The following is a 17,794-nucleotide window of genomic DNA, read 5'->3' on the forward strand; positions in this document are numbered from 1 at the left end:
CTAATATATCCGGCGGATGGCTCTCGAAGTCGCCGCTCAGTGGTCGCGTCGCCGGTCGACGAGCGGATGCCTCGGGCTCGGCCCGTGCGTCAGCGTGCCGTCGCGGCGATCGGGTCCGCGAGCAGCGCGGCGAACGCCGCCTCGGCCGCCCCGATCAGGAGGCGGTCCTCGCCGAGCGCGGCGACGCGCACCTCGACGGCCTCCGCCGCGGCCGGCATGGCCTGCGCCGCGATCGCCTCGCGGAGTGCGCCGAGGCCGTGCTCGGCGATCGTCGCGAGGAATCCGCCGAGGACGATCACCGACGGGTTGAGCACATTGACGGCGTTCGCGAGCGCGGTGGCGAGGATGCGGCGCTGGCGCGCGAGCTCGGCCGCGACCGCCGGCCGGTCGGCGGCCTCCGCGAGCGCGGCCGCGAGCGTGGGCTCGTCGGCCGGCCCGAGGCCCACGATCTCGAGCAGTCGCGCGCGGCTGACCTCGTCCTCGAGCACGCCCCCGGGGACGCGGCGGTCTGCGCTCGCGTCGATGCCCGGTCGGTTCTGGCCGAACTCGCCGGCGTACCCGTCCGCGCCGCCGACCGGACGGCCGTGCACGATCAGGCCTCCGCCGATGCCGCTCGCGCCGCCGTTGAGGTACACGAGGTCGTCGACGCCACGGCCGGCGCCGAACAGGTGCTCGGCGGTCGCGCCCAGTCCGGCGTCGTTGCCGACGAGGGCGGGGAGCCCGACGGCGTCTTCGACCAGGGCCCTGAGCGGAGCATCCGCCCATCTCAAGTGCGGAGCCACCCGCACGAGCCCGTCTGACGCGCGCACCAGGCCGGGCACCGCGAGCCCCACCGCGAACACCCGAGCCGCCGCGAGCTCGCGCCGCCGCCAGCGCGCGAGCGTGGCGGCGACCAGCTGCGCGGTCGCCTCGGGCGTGACGAGCCCGTCGGTCTCGACGCGCTCGCGGACCGCGACGCGCTGATCGAGCCCGACCGCGGCGATCGTGACCGCGTCGACCTCGGGGTTCACGGCGATGGTGAGCACGTCGGGCCGCGCGGCGACCACCGGGGAGGGTCGGCCCACACGGTTCGTGGGATCGGGCGCACGCTCGTCGACGAGCCCGAGGCCCACGAGCTCGGTCACGAGCGCGGCGACGGTCGAGCGATTGAGGCCCGTGGCCGCGGTGAGCTTCGCGCGCGACTGCGGGCCCTCGCGGTGCACGAGGCCGAGGATGCGCGAGAGGTTCCGCCGGCGCACGCCGTCGAACGTGTCGGCCCGATCAGTCACGCCCCCACTCTAGGTGCGCACGACGGCCCGCGGATGCGATAGGTTGTGTGTCACAACAATTCCGAGGCTCGCCTCGCGCGGCGTTCGCTCACGACGTTCGCCCGCGACGCTCGCCCGCGACGTTCACCGATGAACAGGAGCACCAGCACCATGCCCACCCCCACCCGCGACGACCGGTTCTCCTTCGGCCTCTGGACCGTCGGCTACACCGGCGCCGACCCGTTCGGCGGCCCGACCCGGCCGCAGCTCGACGTCGTGCACGCGGTCGACAAGCTCGACGAGCTCGGCGCGTACGGCCTCACCTTCCACGACGACGACCTGTTCGCGTTCGGCTCGACCGACGCCGAGCGGCAACGGCAGATCGACCGCCTGAAGGGCGCCCTCGAAGCGACCGGCATCGTCGTGCCCATGGTCACGACGAACCTGTTCAGCGCGCCCGTGTTCAAAGACGGCGGCTTCACGTCGAACGATCGCGCGGTGCGCCGGTTCGCGCTGCGCAAGGTGCTGCGCAACCTCGATCTCGCGGCCGAGCTCGGCGCGACGACGTTCGTCATGTGGGGCGGCCGCGAGGGTGCCGAGTACGACAGCGCGAAAGACGTCCGTGCAGCGCTCGAGCGCTACCGCGAAGCGGTGAACCTGCTCGGCGACTACGTCACCGACCGCGGGTACGGAATCCGGTTCGCGATCGAGCCGAAGCCGAACGAGCCGCGCGGCGACATCCTGCTGCCCACGCTCGGCCACGCGCTCGCGTTCATCGAGAGTCTCGAGCGGCCCGAGCTCGTCGGCGTGAACCCCGAGGTCGGTCACGAGCAGATGGCCGGGCTGAACTATGCGGCCGGGATCGCGCAGGCGCTGTACCACGGCAAGCTCTTCCACATCGATCTGAACGGCCAGCGCGGCATCAAATACGACCAGGACCTGGTGTTCGGCCACGGCGACCTGCACAACGCGTTCGCGACCGTCGACCTGCTCGAGCACGGCGGGCCGGGCGGCGTGCCGGCCTATGACGGCCCGCGGCACTTCGACTACAAGCCCAGCCGCACCGAGGATGAGACCGGCGTCTGGGACTCGGTGTCCGCGAACATGCGCACCTACCTGCTGTTGAAGGAGCGGGCCGAAGCGTTCCGCGCCGACCCGGAGGTGCAGGAGGCGCTGGCCGCGGCGCGCGTACCCGAGCTGTCGGTGCCGACGCTCGCCGGCGGCGAGACCTACGACGAGTTGCTCGCCGACCGGTCCGCGTTCGAGGAGTTCGACCCCGAGCCGTATTTCGGCGGGCACGGCTTCGGGTTCGTGCGACTCCAGCAGCTCGCGACCGAGCACCTGCTCGGTGCGCGCGGGTGACGCGCACGCGGGTGACGCGCACGCGGGTGACGCGCACGCGGGTGACGCGCGCGCGGGTGACGCGCACGCGGGTGACGCGCACACGGCTCAGGCGTGGGGTCGGGGCGCACGGCTGAGGCGTGGGTCGGGGCGCGCACGGCTCGGCGCGGGGGTCGAGGCGCACGGCTGACGCGCACGGCGAGCACCCGCGCCCCGGACGCACAGCTGACGCGTGTGGTCAGCACGTGCCGCTCCGGCGGCGGGCACCCGCGGCACGCAGCTAGGCTCATGTGTACTCCCGATCCCAGCTCAGGAACACCGCGACGGCACGCCGCCGCCGAGCAGACGACACACCGCCCGACGTCGCGAGATTCCTGAGCAAGGAGCCCCGGGGCTGGGGCACCCAGGCTGAGACACCCGGGCGACGGGCCGCGGTCGACCGGCGGGGTCGACGGGCCGGACTCGACGGCCCGCGGGCGACGAACCACAGCGGATTCGAACGATTGAAGGAGCATTCGTGACACTCGTGGCCGGGGTCGACTCGTCGACGCAGTCCTGCAAGGTCGTCATCCGCGATGCGGAGACCGGCGCGCTCGTGCGCAGCGGTCGCGCGTCGCATCCTGAGGGCACCGAGGTGCACCCCGATGCGTGGTGGGCCGCACTGCAAGAGGCGATCGCCGCGGCGGGCGGCCTCGCCGACGTGGCCGCGGTGTCGGTCGCGGGCCAGCAGCACGGCATGGTCGCGCTCGACGCCGAGGGCCGCGTGGTGCGGCCGGCGCTGCTCTGGAACGACACGCGTTCGGCGGAGGCCGCGCGCGACCTGACGGCCGAGGTCGGCGCCGACGAGTATGCGCGCCGCACGGGCGTCGTGCCGGTCGCATCGTTCACGGCCACGAAGCTCCGCTGGCTCGCCGATGCGGAGCCGGCGCACGCCGCGCAGACCGCGGCGGTCGCACTCCCCCACGACTGGCTGGCGTGGCGGCTTCGCGGGTTCGGCCCGGCGGGCGATGCGGATGCTCCGCTGGGTCCGGTGCTCGAGGCGCTCGCGACCGACCGGTCGGATGCCTCGGGCACGGCGTATTGGGGCGCTGACGGCTACGACCGTGAGCTCCTCGTGCGTGCGCTCGGGCATGACGCCGTCCTGCCGCGTGTCCTCGGCCCCGCCGAGGCCGCGGGCCGTACGCCCGGCGGCGCCGTGGTGGCTGCGGGCGCCGGCGACAATGCGGGCGCGGCGCTCGGGCTCGACGCGCGCCCGGGCGATGTCGTGGTGTCGATCGGCACGAGCGGCACGGTGTTCGCGGTCACGGAGCATCCGGTGGCCGACCCGAGCGGCACGGTCGCGGGGTTCGCGGACGCGACGGGCGCGTGGCTTCCGCTGATCGCGACGCTCAATGCGGCCCGGGTGCTCGACGCGACCGCTGAGCTGCTCGGCGTCGACCATGACGAGCTGGGGCGTCTGGCGCTCGAGGCCGAGCCCGGGGCATCCGGTCTGGTGCTCGTGCCGTATTTCGAGGGTGAGCGTACGCCGAATCTGCCCGACGCGAGCGCGTCGCTCACGGGCATGACCCTCGCGAGCACCACGCGCCCGAATCTGGCGCGCGCCGCGATCGAGGGGCTGCTGTGCAGCCTGGCCGACGGGCTCGATGCCGTGCGCGGGCAGGGCGTGGAGGCTCAGCGTGTGCTGCTCATCGGCGGTGCGGCCCGCAATCCGGCGGTGCGCCGGATCGCGGCGCAGGTCTTCGACGTGCCGGCCGCGGTGCCCGCGGCGGGCGAGTACGTGGCCGACGGCGCAGCGCGTCAGGCGGCGTGGGCGCTCACGGGCGCGCGGCCGCAGTGGCCCGTCGAGCTCGACGCCGAGCTCTCGCCCGAGCCCGTGCCCACGATCCGCGACGCGTACCGCGCCGCCGCACACCACCGCCCGCCCGCCTAGCCCTCGTGCGACGGGTTGGCGTCGATTTCTGCGGGTGTAGGGCGTGGTGCACCCACAAGAATTGACGACATCCGAGCCAGCTCGCGTGTCGGCGCTACTCGACCAACGGGACGGCGATCCGTGCGAGCACCCGGCCGGCTTCCTCGAGCCAACGGGCGGGGTCGGCCATGGCTTCGGCGCCGCCGCCGGCGAGGTCGCTGAGCGAGACGGATGCCACGTACGCCGCCGTCTCGGCCGTGATCGCGCCCGCGGCGAGCGCGACGGGCACGCCGGCTTCCCGGGCGATGCGGGCGACTTCCGTGGGCGCCTTGCCCGCCTCGGATTGCCCGTCGAACCGCCCCTCGCCCGTGATGACGAGATCGGCCCCCGCCACGGCGTCGGCGAGGCCGACCGCGTCGGCGACGAGCTTCGCACCCGCACCCATCTCGGCACCCCACGCCAGCAGCCCGAACCCGGCACCGCCCGCCGCTCCGGCGCCGGCTGCGCCGGCCAGCGGACCGCCTTCGGGCATGAGTCGCGCGAGCCGGGCGAGGTTCGTCTCGATGATGTCGACGGTCTCGGCGTCGGCGCCTTTCTGCGGCCCGAACACCGCCGCGGCGCCGTACTCGCCGAGCAGGGGGTTCGTCACGTCGCCGACGATGAGCACGCCGAGTGGCGGGCGCGTGCGGAGGTCGTCGAGCTGCACGTCGAGGAGGTCGGCGAGCCCGCGGTTGCCGTGGGCGATGGGGCCGCCCGAGGCATCCAGGAATCGTGCGCCGAGCACACTGAGCGCGCCGATGCCGCCGTCGCTCGACGCGCTGCCGCCGAGGCCGAGCAGCAGCCGGGTGACGCCCGCGTCGAGTGCGGCCGCGATCGCCTCGCCGAACCCGGCGGTGTGCGCGTCGAGCGGCCGCAGCGGGTCGACGAGCGCGAGCCCGCTCGTCGCCGCGAGCTCGACGACGCCGGTGCCGTCGGGCAGCCGCACCCAGGAGGTCTCGACCTCCGGAGCCCCGTCGACGGGGCCGCTGACCGTGACGACGAGGCGCTCCGCGCCCGGCACCGACGCCTCGAACGCGTCGAGCGTGCCCTCGCCGCCGTCGGCCATGGGCCGCAGCACGGTCTCGTCAGCGGGCCGCTCCGACGCCCAGCCCCGCGCGAGCGCCGCGGCCGCGTCGGCGGCATCGATCGTGCCCTTGAACGAGTCGGGCGCGATGACGATGCGGCTCATGTGTCGGTTCCTCGGGGTCGGGGCGGTCGGGCCTGCTCACGATACTGGCACTGATCGCGCCGCTCGGTGGCCGTTCCATCTTCCCGAGCTTCCCGAGCGCTGAGGCGGCGTCGGTCGGAACTCCGAGCATGGAACAGGCGCCGCACACTGGCGGAACGTCGACGTCGCGTTGCGCCGGAGCCGTTGACCTAATAGTCCTCACCGATGAAACGCTTGGGCTCGAACCTCTTCCCCGGGGTGAGCGCATTCCTCAGACTCGTCACAGCCTCGCTGATATCCGACAGGTCAAGTTGCTCATACTGATCCTCCGTTCCCCCCTCCGTCACGCGGCGGTTGATGACCTTTTCCAGGCGCTTCTGAGCCTTCTCCAGGTGGAACAGGGCATCGGTCTGGTACTTGACCAGCTTGTCGTCGACCCGGACCGCTTCGGCGAGTCCCTTCCCGCCCAATTCGAAGAAGTCGAAATTCGAGTACCGATCGGTAACACGTTGCGCGTGTTCGAGATTCTGGGCCGCGCTGTCGAGGTGCATCACGAGCTTCGTATCCAGCATCTGACCCGACATTCCGCGAAACCTCGTGGAGCTGACGTCTTCCAAGTGCTCCTGGCGTCGCAATATTTCGGAGTGCGTTGCGTTGAAGCTCTCAAGGTCCGCATTCCTGTCAACGGTCGGAGGCTCGGTGGTCGTCTCGTTGAGCGGGCTGTCGCCGTCGATCGATTTCCTCTGGTTGAGGTCAGCGCCGGCGACGTCTTCCGGGCCCGCGGGTTCCGGCTCGGGCTTCGCGACCGGCTTGCCGCCGCGTTTGGCGAGCTTGGCGAAACCGCCGCCGAAGCCGAGGACGACACTGGCGGCGAAGAAGCTCCACGACGCGATCTCCATGGCGTAGGGATCCGACCACTGCACTTCGCCGAACCCGCGGGCGACCTCGAAGCCGGCGAGCGTCGCATCGCCACCGGCGACCAGCCCGGAGACGACCCCGAGTGCGCCGAGCGAGACGCCACCACTCCAGACGAACATGGCGGCACCGAACGCGGCGGCCACGAACCCGGCGATGAGCGGCCCGAGGTGGCTCCAGTCCAGCTGTGCGGCTCGCCCGCTCGGGTCGATGTTCGTGACCGGGTTGAGGTCACCGAACGCATAGAGGTTTGCGAGCGGAGCGTCGTCCATCGTCAGGAATCGGGCCTGCATGGGGTTGTACGTGCGTGGCCCGAGCGGCTGCGTGCCGTCACGGAAGGTGTACTCGCCGGCGTACTGGAACGGGTTGTAGTCGAGCTCGCCGATGCCCTCGGGAAGCGTGCCGGGTTCTTCACCGGATGCGGCCGCCACGCCATAGTCGCTGTACGCGTACGAGGTGGTGACGCGGCCGGTCGCGTCAGTGAGGTCGGTGACGTTCCCATGCCGGTCGGTTCCGTAGTACGAGGTGGTCGAACGCGCTCCGTCGGCACGGATCGTTCGGGCCTGCCGGTTCGCGCCGATCAGGTAGCTCGCCATGCCGGTGCTGGCCGCCGAGGCGTGGGCCTCGTTGATCAGCCGGTCTCCATCCCAGTAGTAGCGGGTCGTGCCGGTCGCGGTCGCAAGTTCCTTCCGTGACCCGTCGGTCCAGTAGGAGGTCTCGACGCGCACGCCCTCAGGTGTGGTCTGTGCGACGAGCCGTCCAGCCGCGTCGTACTCGTACCGATCGCCGGTCACCGACGCGGTCTGATTTCCCTCGGCATCGAACTCCTGCGTGCGCCGTTCGCCGTCGGTGACGATCGCGGTCAGCTCACCAACCTCGGAATACTCGAACTGACGCGTCGTGGCGATCGCATCGGGGGTGTCGGGGGCAACGGTGACGGTCTCAGCCGCGAGATCGCCGATCGCGGTCGGAACGTAGTCGGCTCGGGTGAGCACCCGGCCCTCAGCCGAGTCGCCCTCACGAACGCTCGAACGCACCGGATTGCCCGCCGCATCGAAATACGTCGACACCCCGCCGAGCTCGTGCAACACGAACGCGTACGGCGTCTCCGCCGCCGAACCGTCCGCCCGCGCCGGAACCAGCGCACCCGGCTCCGCCTCCGCGAACACCACATCGGTTCCGGGATACCCGGCAAGACCCGACGACGACGACGCACTCATCTGATACGCCCCACCCGACGCCGTGTGCACCCACACCCCGCCGGTCACCCGCACCTTCGCCAGGCCGAACGACCACCCGTCACCCAACCGCACCGCGTCGGTGCCGGCCGCCCGCGAGTCCCACCCCAGCTGCAGCCCCCCGGCCGTGACCGTGAACCCGAACGCCCCGTCGAGCTCCCCGATCGAGGCCTCGAGCGCATCACCCAGCGCGAACGAGCCCAGCTGCACCTCCCCCACATCGCCGGGCGGCTCCGCCGCCCACGCCGGCGAGACCAGTCCGCCCACCAGACCGGCGCACAGGACCGCGCCGACCGCGAACGACCACCTCCCCCGCCTCGGCTCAGGTTCGAATCGACAATGATCGGCACGCAGCATCGCTGTACTCCAAACGTGAAAGGTGTGCACGCTAATATACTCATGTTCCGTGCCTGCGCCACCCCTTCGTCACATTCGATCCGCACCATGCTCAGATGGCCGCGACCGCGACGACGATCACCACCGCCCGGCCGACCTTGACGGCGGTGCCGAGCATCCCTCACGATACGATGAGACCGCCCGGCCCAACCCAGCCGCCCCGCCCGCCCAGGCGAATGCCGACCCGAGGAGGATCCATGAGTGAGATCACGCGCGCGGCACCGCCGACGCTGCACGACGTGGCGCGCGAGGCCGGCGTCTCGCTCGCGACGGCCTCGCGCTCGTTGAACGGCGGCAAGCGTCGCGTCAACGAGACCTACCGGCAACGGGTGCTCGAGGCGGCCGCGCGGCTGCGGTACTCACCCAATCTCTCGGCGCAGGCCATCGCGCGCGGCACGACGACCATGGTCGCGCTGATCGTCGACGATCTCGCGGACCCGTACTACTCGGCGATCGCGTCGGGCGTCCTCGCCGAGGCCGACCGCGAGCGGCTCATCGTCACGGTCGCCGCGACCGAGCACGACGCGGAGCACGAGCTCGACCTCGTGCGGCGGCTCCGCGGGCAGCGGCCCCGCGTGATCATCCTCGCTGAGGCACCGCCGACGGCCGGGCGGCCCGGCGCATCGCCCGACGATACCACCGGCGCCCCGGCCGACGATGCCCTGGCCGCAGAGCTCACGGCCTACGTGGCGGCCGGCGGCCGCGTCATCCGCATCAACCGCCCCGCACCCGGCCGCCAGCCCGCGGGCCCGGCGCTCCACGAGATCGGATGCCACGCCCTCCGCCTCGCCTTCGACCGCCCGGAGCGCGACCGCATCGTCGAGGTCTCGGCCGACGCCGACCTCGACGACCCCACCCCCGCAGGCCGCTGATCCTCCCCGCACGACCCGGCGCGCACGATCCCGCCCACTCACCCCGCCGCGCGGCGCCGCTCCTCCATGAGCCCGACGAACAGCCCGTACACCCCGGCCGAGGCCACGATGCCGATGACGAAGGCCCAGGCCGCCGGCCGGTCCCACGCGACGTCGGCGCCACGGATCACGAGGCCGAACAGCATCGCGGCGAGGCTCACGAGCTGGGCCTGGAACAGCCACCGGAACGACGACCAGCGCCGGTCGCGGAGCATCCAGACGTTGACGAAGCCGGGCAGGGTCAGCACCGCACCGACCACGCGCGCGGTGAGCGGCGTCACGTCCCACCCCCAGGTGCCGATGAGTAGCGCGGGTGCGACGAAGAGCACGAGCCCGGTGATGGCGGCAACCGCGCCGACGAGTGCGAGCCCGATGCGCCACCCCGCCGGAATCTCGACGTCGTCGCGTTCCGGCGAGCGCGGGTCGTGCCGCACGTTCAGGACGAGCGCGAGCAGGGTGAGCGGCGGCGTCAGCGCGTAGAGCGTCGCCCAGGTCAGAAACGACGGATGCCCCGGGTGGAAGCGGTCCCAGTGCAGCGCCGTCGCGGCGCCGAGGAGCGTCGCGAAGACCACGACCGCCGGGAACCCCCAGGCGACGCGGTGCCAGATCCGCTGCCGCACGACCTGGATGAAGAACCAGATGCCGCCCGCATACGCCGAACCGAGCAGGGTCGCCGTGAGGGGCGGCAGAATGGTCCACGCGAAGTGCACCTCGGTCTCGCCGGGCAGCCCGAGCAGCAGCACCGCCGCGACGACGAGGAACGGCAGGATCACCGCGCCGAGGATGCGCGTGAACGGCAGCAGGCGGTCGTCGCGCGCGACGCTCATGCCGGCTCCCCCGCGCCCGACGCGCCGGCCTCCGAGACATCGCCGCCCGAGGCATCCGTCGCTGGGGCGCCCATCGCACGCACCGCCCCCGAGGCATCCGTCATCGCGATCGCGACCTCCTCGGCGACCCGGAGCCCGCGCCCGGCACGCCGGGCCGCAGCGAACTCGGTCGCGAGCGGGCCCGTGGCGAACGGCTCGATGAACGGGCCGGTGAAGCTGAACGACGGCGCGTTGTACAGTCCGGTGCGTTCGCGCAGCACCTCGGCGGCGCCGAGCAGCTCCCCTGCCCGACGCACGTCGCCCGCCGCGGCGGCGACCGCGACGAGCCCCTCGAGCCCGTAGGCGACGCCCTCGTCGTGTCCGAGCCCGTGCGACAGCGCGAGGCTCCGCGAGAACTGCTCGGCCGCCGCGCCGACCTGGCCCTGCAGCACCTGGGCCCATCCGCGATGGTGCATGGCGATCGCGGCGCCGAGCTCATCGCCCTGCGTCGTCGCGACCTGCAGGCTCGCGTCGAAGTCGGCCTGCGCCGCCGGCAGTCGCTGTTGGAACAGGGCGACCCGGCCCATCGTGACCAGGGCCATGGCCTCGCCCCACTGATCGCCGGCCTCGCGGAACCGGTCCAGCGCGGTGTCGAGCGCACCGGCCGCGCGCTCGGCGTCGGGGCGCTCGGCTCCGAGCAGCGCGAGCGCGAGCGAGATGAGCGCGAGCGCCTCGCCCGACCGGTCGCCGGCCCGGTGGAACCGCTCGGCGCTCTCCTCGAGCCCCGGCACGACCCAGTCGTTCGGGTTCTGCCAGAAGCCGATCGCGCGCGTGAAGTACAGCGCCGTCGCGCGCGTGAGATCGTCGAGCGCGTCGCCCGCGGCGTCGAGCAGCTCGGTCATCCAGGCGTGCACTGCGCCGAGGTGCCCGTCGACCCACCAGTACACGTAGAGCGTCCACGCGAAGTGCGCGGCGTGCTCCCACTGATTCGTGTCGAGCAGGTGTCGCATCGCCGCGCGCAGGTCGTCGGCCTCCTCCGAGAGGCGTGCGACCCACGCCAGCTGTCGCGGCCCTTCGAGCTCGGCCTCGGCCTGCTCCCCCAGCGCGATGTACCAGCGCGCGTGCGCGTCGCGGAGCGCCCGCGCATCGGCCCGCGCGTCGAGCTGCTCGCGCGCGTACTCGCGCACCGTCGCGAGCATCGTGAACACGGCGCGGTCACCGTGCTCCTGCTGGTGCACGAGGCTGCCGTCGACGAGTGCGGCGAGGTCGTCGAGCAGGTCGCCGTCCTCGATGCCGCCCGCGATCGCCTCGATCGCCTCGAGCGGGAACGCGCCGGCGAACACCCCGAGCCGGGTGAGCAGCTCGACCGCGGACGCACTGAGCAGCTGCGTGCTCCACTCGATCGTGCGGCGCATGGTGCGCTGCCGTTCGGGCAGATCGCGCGGGCCGCCCGCGAGCAGCGGCAGCCGCCGTCCGAGCCGCTCGAGCAGGGCGGCGGGGGTGAGCACGCGGGCGCGCGCGGCCGCGAGCTCGATCGCGAGCGGCACCCCGTCGAGCGCGATGCAGATGCGTGCCACGTCGTCGGCGTTGTCGGCGGTGAGCTCGAAGTCGGGCGTGGCAGCGCGCACGCGTTCGACGAACAGCGCGACGGCCGGGTTGCGTGCGGCGTCGTCGAGGGCCGCGGTCGCGTCGCGTGCCGCAGCCGCACGCTCGGGATCGGGCAGCGGCAACGGGCCGACCTCGACGCCGTGCTCGCCGGAGACCCGCAACAGGATGCGGCTCGTCACGAGCGCGCTGACGCTCGGCACGTCGGCGAGCAGCGCCCGGAGCGCGGGTGCCGCGTCGACGACCTGTTCGAAGTTGTCGAGGAGGAGCAGCAGACGGCGGCCGCGCAGCGCCGTGCGGAGCTTGTCGTCGAGCCCACCGCCGCCCACGTCGCGCACGCCGATCGCCTCGGCGATCGCGCGCGGTACGAGCGCCGGATCGGTCACCGGCGCGAGATCGATGAACGCGACGCCGTCGGTGAAGCGTTCGTGCAGCACGCGCGCGGCCTCGATCGCGAGCCGGCTCTTGCCGATGCCGCCCGGCCCGGTCACGGTCACGAGGCGCGCATCGCCGCCGAGCAGCCCGGCCACGGTCTCGAGCTCGTGGGTGCGACCGAGGAGCGGCGTGAGCACGGCGGGAAGCGCGGCCTCGGCACGGAGTCCCGCGACCGCATCGGGTTCGGGTTCGGGTTCGGGTTCGCGGACGCCGGGGCCCGCGAGCGCGAACCGCTCGGCGAGCAGCGTGGTCAGATCGCTGCGCACGAGCTCGGCGAGGTCCTCGGGGGCCGCGAACGACACGTACGACGCGCCGTCGTCGTCGCGGATGCGGTGCAGCAGCTCGGCCAGCCGCGGCTCGCGCGGCGCGTCCGTCTCCTTCACGTAGACCAGCTTCGGCAGCTCGCGGGGCGCGAGCCGGTACTCGTCCTCGAGCCCGGAGATCTCCTCGCCGGGTGCGACCCAGCCGTAGCGTTCCCCGTAGAGCCCGACGAAGATGTCGGACTGCGCGAGATACGCGCGGTACAGGTCGCGGGGCGGATGCGGCCTCGCGCCGAGCTCGAACATCACGGGCGCGAGCCCGAGCTGCTCGATCGCGGCGCGCACGGCGCGTCGCTCGGGCGCCAGCTCCTTCAGCGTCGAGCTGACGAACACGCGGAGGCGCTGGTCGGGCGTCCTGATCGCACCCGCGACCGGGTTCATGAGGGAAAGTCTGGTTCTCCCGCGTCCGGCTGTCCAGAGCGGACCGGCGAGGCGTAGCCTGGCGGGGTGCGCGAAGCGCACGCGGCCGTCGAATCGGAGGCGGGCATGCCTGGGCATCACGCCGGAGACGCGCGGAGCACTCCGGTCATCCTCGTGGCGGCCTCAGGTGACGCCGGTCGCGCCGCGATCGCCGCGCTGCGCGCGCGGTACGCGGCGGACTACGAGATCGTCACCGCGGGCGGGCGGGCGGATGCCTCGGGCGGGCGCGTACCCTCTGCTGACGCGGCGGCGGATGCCTCGGCGGCGCCCGGCCCGTCAGGCGAGGCCCGACCCGGCCCGCGCGGCGATCGCGCGGACGTCGCAACGGCGAGCGGCCCGGCCGGCGACGCGGTGCTCGACGCGGAAGGGCGCGTCGCTGGCGACGCGGCCGGCGACCTCGGCGTCGCGCTCGACGCGACAGGCGACCTTGGCGTCGCTCGCGACGCGACAGGCGACCTTGGCGTCGCTCGCGACGCGACAGGCGACCTAGGTGTCGCACTCGACGCGCTCGAGGCCGGCCACCGCACGATCGCGCTCGTGCTCGTCGACACGGGCTCGGCGGGCGAAGGCGGCAGCCTCGCGGGCATGCGCGAACGCTGGCCCGACGCGCGCCGAGCGCTGCTCGTCGGCTGGGGCGGCTGGGCCGACGCCGCGACCGCGGGCGCCGTGCTCGAGCTCGCCGCACAGGGGCGCATCGACGGGTACGTCGTCGCCCCCGACAGCCCGCATGACGAGTCGTTCCACGCCGAGATCACCGGTTACCTGCGGGAATGGGCGGCCGCCTCGGCCGTGCACCCGGCACGCTTCGTCGTGATCGGCGACGACGGCGACCCCCGGCTGCACGCCATCCGCTCCAGGCTGGCCCGGCAGGGCACGCCCGCGCGCGTGCTCCACGCCGAGCAGGCCGAGGCCTCCGCGCTTCGCGCGACGGCCGCGCATCCGGAGGCATCCGTGCTGGTCGGCACCCCGGCGGGCGACGTGCTCGCCGACCCGACCGACGCCGACCTCGCGCGCGCGGCCGGCCTCACGACCGAGGTGCCCGCGCACGAGGTCGAGCTCACCGTGATCGGGGCCGGGCCGGCCGGCCTCGCTGCCGCCGTCTACGCCGCGAGCGAGGGACTCGACACGCTCGTGCTCGAGTCCGCGGCCGTCGGCGGGCAGGCGGGGTCGAGCTCGCTGATCCGCAACTACCTGGGGTTCCCCCGGGGCGTCTCGGGCGCCGACCTCGCGCTCCGCGCGTACCGGCAGGCGTGGATGTTCGGCGCGACGGTCGCGCACGCGCGACGCGCGACCGACATGCGCGTGACCGAGCACGGGTTCGAGGTCGAGGTCGACGGCGCGGAGCGCGTGCGCACGCGCAGCGTCGTCGTCGCAACGGGCGTGAGCTACCGCCGGCTGCGGGTGCCCGCGCTGCGGGCGTTCGTCGGGGCATCCGTCTTCTACGGCGTATCAGCCGTCGAGGCGCGCGCCCAGCGGGGCCGCGACGTGCTCGTCGTCGGCGGCGGCAACTCGGCCGGGCAGGCCGCGCTGCACCTCGCGAGGTTCGCGCGCTCGGTGTCGCTCGTGGTGCGCGGGCCGTCGCTCGCCGAGAGCATGTCGCAGTACCTGATCGACGAGCTCGCCGACGCGGGCGTCGGCCTGCGCACGCAGGCCCGCGTCGTGGACGCGCGCCCCTCGGCCGCGGGCGACCGGCTGGGCGCCGTCGTGCTCGAGCGCACCGACACCGCCGATCACGACGAGGTCCCCGCCGACTCGCTGTTCATCACGATCGGGGCACGCCCGCACACCGACTGGCTTCCGCCCGATGTGCTGCGCGATCAGTGGGGCTCGGTGATCACGGGCGCCGACGTGCTCGCCGAGGGCGGCCGGCGGGCCTGGCCGCACGCGCGGCCTCCTGAGCCGCTCGAGACCTCGGCGGGCGGATGCTTCGCGGTCGGCGACGTGCGGCGCGGCTCCGTGAAGCGTGTGGCCGCCGCCGTCGGCGAAGGCTCGGTCGTGGTCTCGTCGGTGCACCGGCACCTCGGGGAGACCGAGCTCGGGTAGCGCCCCCGGGTGGCCTGCGCGAAGCGGTCCGAGTGGTACCGCTGATGCGGCGGGCACACGTTCAGGCGCGCTCGCTACGCTGGTGCGGTGCCGTTCGATCTCCAGAAGCTGCCCGTCGATCGCCGCTCCGCCTCCGCACTCGAGAAGCGCGGTCTGACCTATCGCTCCGTCGACCCCGCCGACCGGGCCGAGCTCGACGCGTGGGTGCACGCCGACCAGCGCGGGTTCCACCACGCCCGGCCCACGGCCGGCGAGCTCGAGCACGAACGCGCGGTCTTCTCGGAGCGCCGGCTGCTCGGCGTCTACGACGCCACCGCCGCCGAACCCGAGATCCCGGTCGCGACGATCTCGGGGTGGCCCACCGGGCTCAGCGTGCCCGGCGACCGCAGCGTCGACGCGTGGGCCGTGAGCTCGGTCACCGTCGCACCCACGCACCGGCGACGCGGCATCGCCCGTGCCCTGCTCGAGGCCGAGCTCCGCGACGCGATCGAGGCGGGTGCCGCGCTCGCCGTCCTGACCGTGACCGAGGCGACGATCTACGGACGGTACGGCTTCGCCCCCGCGGCGCGCAGCGCGACCATGACCGTCGACCGCCGCCGGGCGCACTGGACCGGGCCCGACGCGCCGGGCCGGGTGCACCTCGTTGAGCCCGCGTCGCTTCGCGACCTCGCGCCGCAGCTCGTGCGTCGCGCCGTCGCCCGCACTCCCGGTGAGATCGACCGCTGGCCGGGCCTGCTCGACCGGGTGCTCGGACTCGTCGAACCCGACGCCGAACGGTCACGGCAGATCCGCGCCATCCGGTACGACGACGAGCACGGCGAGCCGCAGGGCTTCGCGACCTACCGCATCACGCGCGAACCCGACCGGCCGGGCGTGCTCGCGGTCGACTTCGTCGCCGCCGCGACCGACGACGCCGATCGCGCGCTCTGGCGCACGCTGATCGAGGTCGACTTCATCGACGAGGTGCGCGGCCTGCTGCGCTCGGTCGACGAACCGCTGCCCTGGCTGCTCGAAGACCGCCGCGCGGTGACCGTGAGCGACGTGGTCGATCACCTGTGGGTCCGTGTGCTCGACCCGGTCGCCGCGCTCCGCGCCCGCCGATACGGTGCCCCCGGCTCGCTCACGCTCGAGATCGACGACCCCCTCGGCCACGCCGGCGGAACCTACGAGCTCGAGGTCGCCGGCGACGGCCGCGCCGAGGTCAGCCGCGTCGACGAGGCGCCCGCCGACGCGAAGGCCGGCGCATCCCGCCGCCGACGCCGTGCCGGCGCGCTCCGGCTCGGCGTGCACGAGCTCGGCGCGATCTACCTCGGCGACGCACGCCCCTCGACGCTCGCGCGTGCGGGCCGCATCACCGAGACCGCGCGCGGCGCGGCCGCACTCGCCGACCGAATCTTCGCCACGTCGCGGGCCCCACAGCTCAGCATCTGGTTCTGACGCCGTCGCGGCACGCCCGAGGCATCCGCACCCGAGCCATCCGCCCGCCGAGCGATCCGCCCCACCTTCCCCGTCCTCGTTTCCCAGCTCAGGAACCCGCACGACACACGCCGCACCCCGGCCGTCGACACGCCGCGGTGGCGCCTCTCGTTCCTGAGCAAGGAGACGAAACGAGCCCACGCCGCGCCCGAGGCATCCGCCGGCGCCCGATCAGACCCGCCCTCCCACTGCCATCTCCGTGTTCAGGAAGATCGCGCACCCGGTCGGCGTGTCGCGCCGCGGCGCGCCGCACCCGCGCCGGTCTTTCCTGAGCAAGGAACCCGCCCGGCTCAGAAACACGCGGGCGCAGAACACGCGGGCGCAGAAAGGGAGGGGCACCCGAACGGGTGCCCCTCCCTTGTGTGCCGAACGCCTACGGGGCGGGAGTCGGCGTGGGCGTCGGCGTCGAGTCGTTCGACTCGAGCGAGCTCTCGCTCGCGGCCTGCGTCACGAACGCCTGGAACTCGCTGGCGTCGGTGAGCGACCCCGAGTACGACTTGCCGTTCACGAGCACGGTCGGCGTACCGCGCACGCTCTCGATCTCGGAGTTCGGGATGGGCCCGGCGAGCGCACGCGACGTGGCGTCCTGGACCCACGACTTGAAGCGCGTCTCGTCGATGCACGCATCGATCGCGCTGCCCGAGCTCACGCCGACCTCAGCCGCCAGCGCCTTCAGCTCCTGGTTCGAGAGCCCGGTCGAGCCCTCCGCGGGCTGGTTCTCGAAGAGCGCCGCGTTGTAGTCGAAGAACGACTCGGGCGACTGGTCGGCGACGCACGCGGCCGCATTCGCCGCGCGAAGCGAGTACTGCGTACCGGCCGACTTGTTCGACAGGATCGCGATGGGGTGCACCTCGACCGTCGCGGCCCCCGACTCGACGAGCGTCCGCAGCGTCTCGCCGTTGGTCGACTCGAAGTCGCCGCAGAACGGGCAGAGGTAGTCGACGTAGGTGACGATGTTCGCGACGTTACCGCTGTCGTCCTGCTCGGTCGGCACGGGGTCTTCGCCGGGCTGGAGCGCAGGGGTCTCGACCGCGGTGATGGCGCCGTCGGCGCCGGTGAGCACGATGCCGTCGCTGGCCATGTTGGCCGGGCCCGGGCCCGCGGGCTTCACGCTGTTGAAGATGAGCGCACCGATCAGCCCGGCGACCGCGACGACCGCGACGATGACCCCACCCTGAATCAGGACCTTCTTCCGGCGGTCCTTCTTCTTCTGCTGTTCGCGGAGGACCTTGGCCTTCTCCCTGGCCGCCTCTCTGCGGTCGTTACGGCTGGGGCGTGGCTGGTTGGATCCGCCGTTGCTCATCGATGGTCACTCCGGGGCTGTGCTCTTGGGGACTGCTGCTGTGTGGGGGGCGCGCGGGACAACGCGCGCGAACGCCCTAACGATAGGCGCGAACGCCCTAACGATAGTAGGTACGGTGTCTGGGAAACACCCAGGTGCTCCCCGCATGGCATACTGAGTGGGCGTCAACGGCGACGCGACTCATCCATTCACTACGGATCGTCCGGCACGTACCTGCCGGTG

At 73.2% G+C, this 17,794-nt stretch carries 11 protein-coding genes; 5 read left to right on the top strand and 6 right to left on the bottom strand.

What is annotated here, in order from left to right; genetic code table 11:
- Positions 1-89 precede the first annotated feature (89 nt).
- On the bottom strand, positions 90-1,268 hold the full coding sequence (locus RH864_RS00080; RefSeq protein ID WP_310515471.1) for an ROK family transcriptional regulator: 1,179 nt from the start codon (positions 1,266-1,268) through the stop codon (positions 90-92).
- A gap of 150 nt (positions 1,269-1,418) precedes the next feature.
- Between RH864_RS00080 and xylA the strand changes: the two genes are divergently transcribed.
- Positions 1,419-2,609 (top strand): xylose isomerase, encoded by a 1,191-nt coding sequence (xylA, locus tag RH864_RS00085; RefSeq protein WP_310515472.1) that lies wholly within the window; start codon positions 1,419-1,421, stop codon positions 2,607-2,609.
- 496 nt (positions 2,610-3,105) lie between these two features.
- Entirely contained in the window at positions 3,106-4,518 is a 1,413-nt protein-coding gene (xylB, locus tag RH864_RS00090) for a xylulokinase (protein ID WP_310515473.1), read from the top strand.
- Between the two features lie 94 nt (positions 4,519-4,612).
- Here xylB and RH864_RS00095 read toward each other — a convergent pair whose 3' ends face one another.
- Positions 4,613-5,725 carry a glycerate kinase gene (locus RH864_RS00095; protein WP_310515474.1) on the bottom strand — a complete coding sequence of 371 codons (1,113 nt, stop codon included), beginning with the start codon at positions 5,723-5,725 and terminating at the stop codon, positions 4,613-4,615.
- Between the two features lie 188 nt (positions 5,726-5,913).
- Positions 5,914-8,214 (bottom strand): RHS repeat domain-containing protein, encoded by a 2,301-nt coding sequence (locus RH864_RS00100; RefSeq protein WP_310515475.1) that lies wholly within the window; start codon positions 8,212-8,214, stop codon positions 5,914-5,916.
- Positions 8,215-8,450: 236 nt separating this feature from the next.
- Here RH864_RS00100 and RH864_RS00105 point away from each other — a divergent pair, with 236 nt between their 5' ends.
- The gene (locus tag RH864_RS00105; RefSeq protein WP_310515476.1) at positions 8,451-9,125 is read left to right on the top strand and encodes a LacI family DNA-binding transcriptional regulator; all 675 of its coding nucleotides are present in this window, start codon (positions 8,451-8,453) and stop codon (positions 9,123-9,125) included.
- A gap of 38 nt (positions 9,126-9,163) precedes the next feature.
- On the opposite strand, the gene RH864_RS00110 is transcribed toward RH864_RS00105, so the two are convergent.
- Both RH864_RS00110 and RH864_RS00115 read right to left on the bottom strand, forming a co-directional pair.
- Complete coding sequence (locus tag RH864_RS00110; protein WP_310515477.1) at positions 9,164-9,991, bottom strand: hypothetical protein; 828 nt, start codon at positions 9,989-9,991, stop codon at positions 9,164-9,166.
- Complete coding sequence (locus RH864_RS00115; protein WP_310515478.1) at positions 9,988-12,711, bottom strand: ATP-binding protein; 2,724 nt, start codon at positions 12,709-12,711, stop codon at positions 9,988-9,990. Before RH864_RS00115 ends, RH864_RS00110 begins: the two co-directional genes overlap by 4 nt.
- Positions 12,712-12,777: 66 nt before the next feature.
- On the opposite strand from RH864_RS00115, the gene RH864_RS00120 reads away from it, so the two are divergent.
- Both RH864_RS00120 and RH864_RS00125 read left to right on the top strand, forming a co-directional pair.
- Entirely contained in the window at positions 12,778-14,793 is a 2,016-nt protein-coding gene (locus RH864_RS00120) for an NAD(P)/FAD-dependent oxidoreductase (RefSeq protein WP_310515479.1), read from the top strand.
- A gap of 87 nt (positions 14,794-14,880) precedes the next feature.
- Positions 14,881-16,230 (top strand): GNAT family N-acetyltransferase, encoded by a 1,350-nt coding sequence (locus RH864_RS00125; RefSeq protein ID WP_310515480.1) that lies wholly within the window; start codon positions 14,881-14,883, stop codon positions 16,228-16,230.
- A 412-nt stretch (positions 16,231-16,642) separates the two neighbouring features.
- Here the strand turns inward: RH864_RS00125 and RH864_RS00130 are convergent, their stop codons facing one another.
- On the bottom strand, positions 16,643-17,572 hold the full coding sequence (locus RH864_RS00130) for a DsbA family protein (protein WP_310515481.1): 930 nt from the start codon (positions 17,570-17,572) through the stop codon (positions 16,643-16,645).
- Between the last annotated feature and the right edge of the window lie 222 nt (positions 17,573-17,794).

Origin of the sequence: Agromyces aerolatus, assembly GCF_031432255.1 — a bacterium.
Lineage (GTDB): Bacteria > Actinomycetota > Actinomycetes > Actinomycetales > Microbacteriaceae > Agromyces.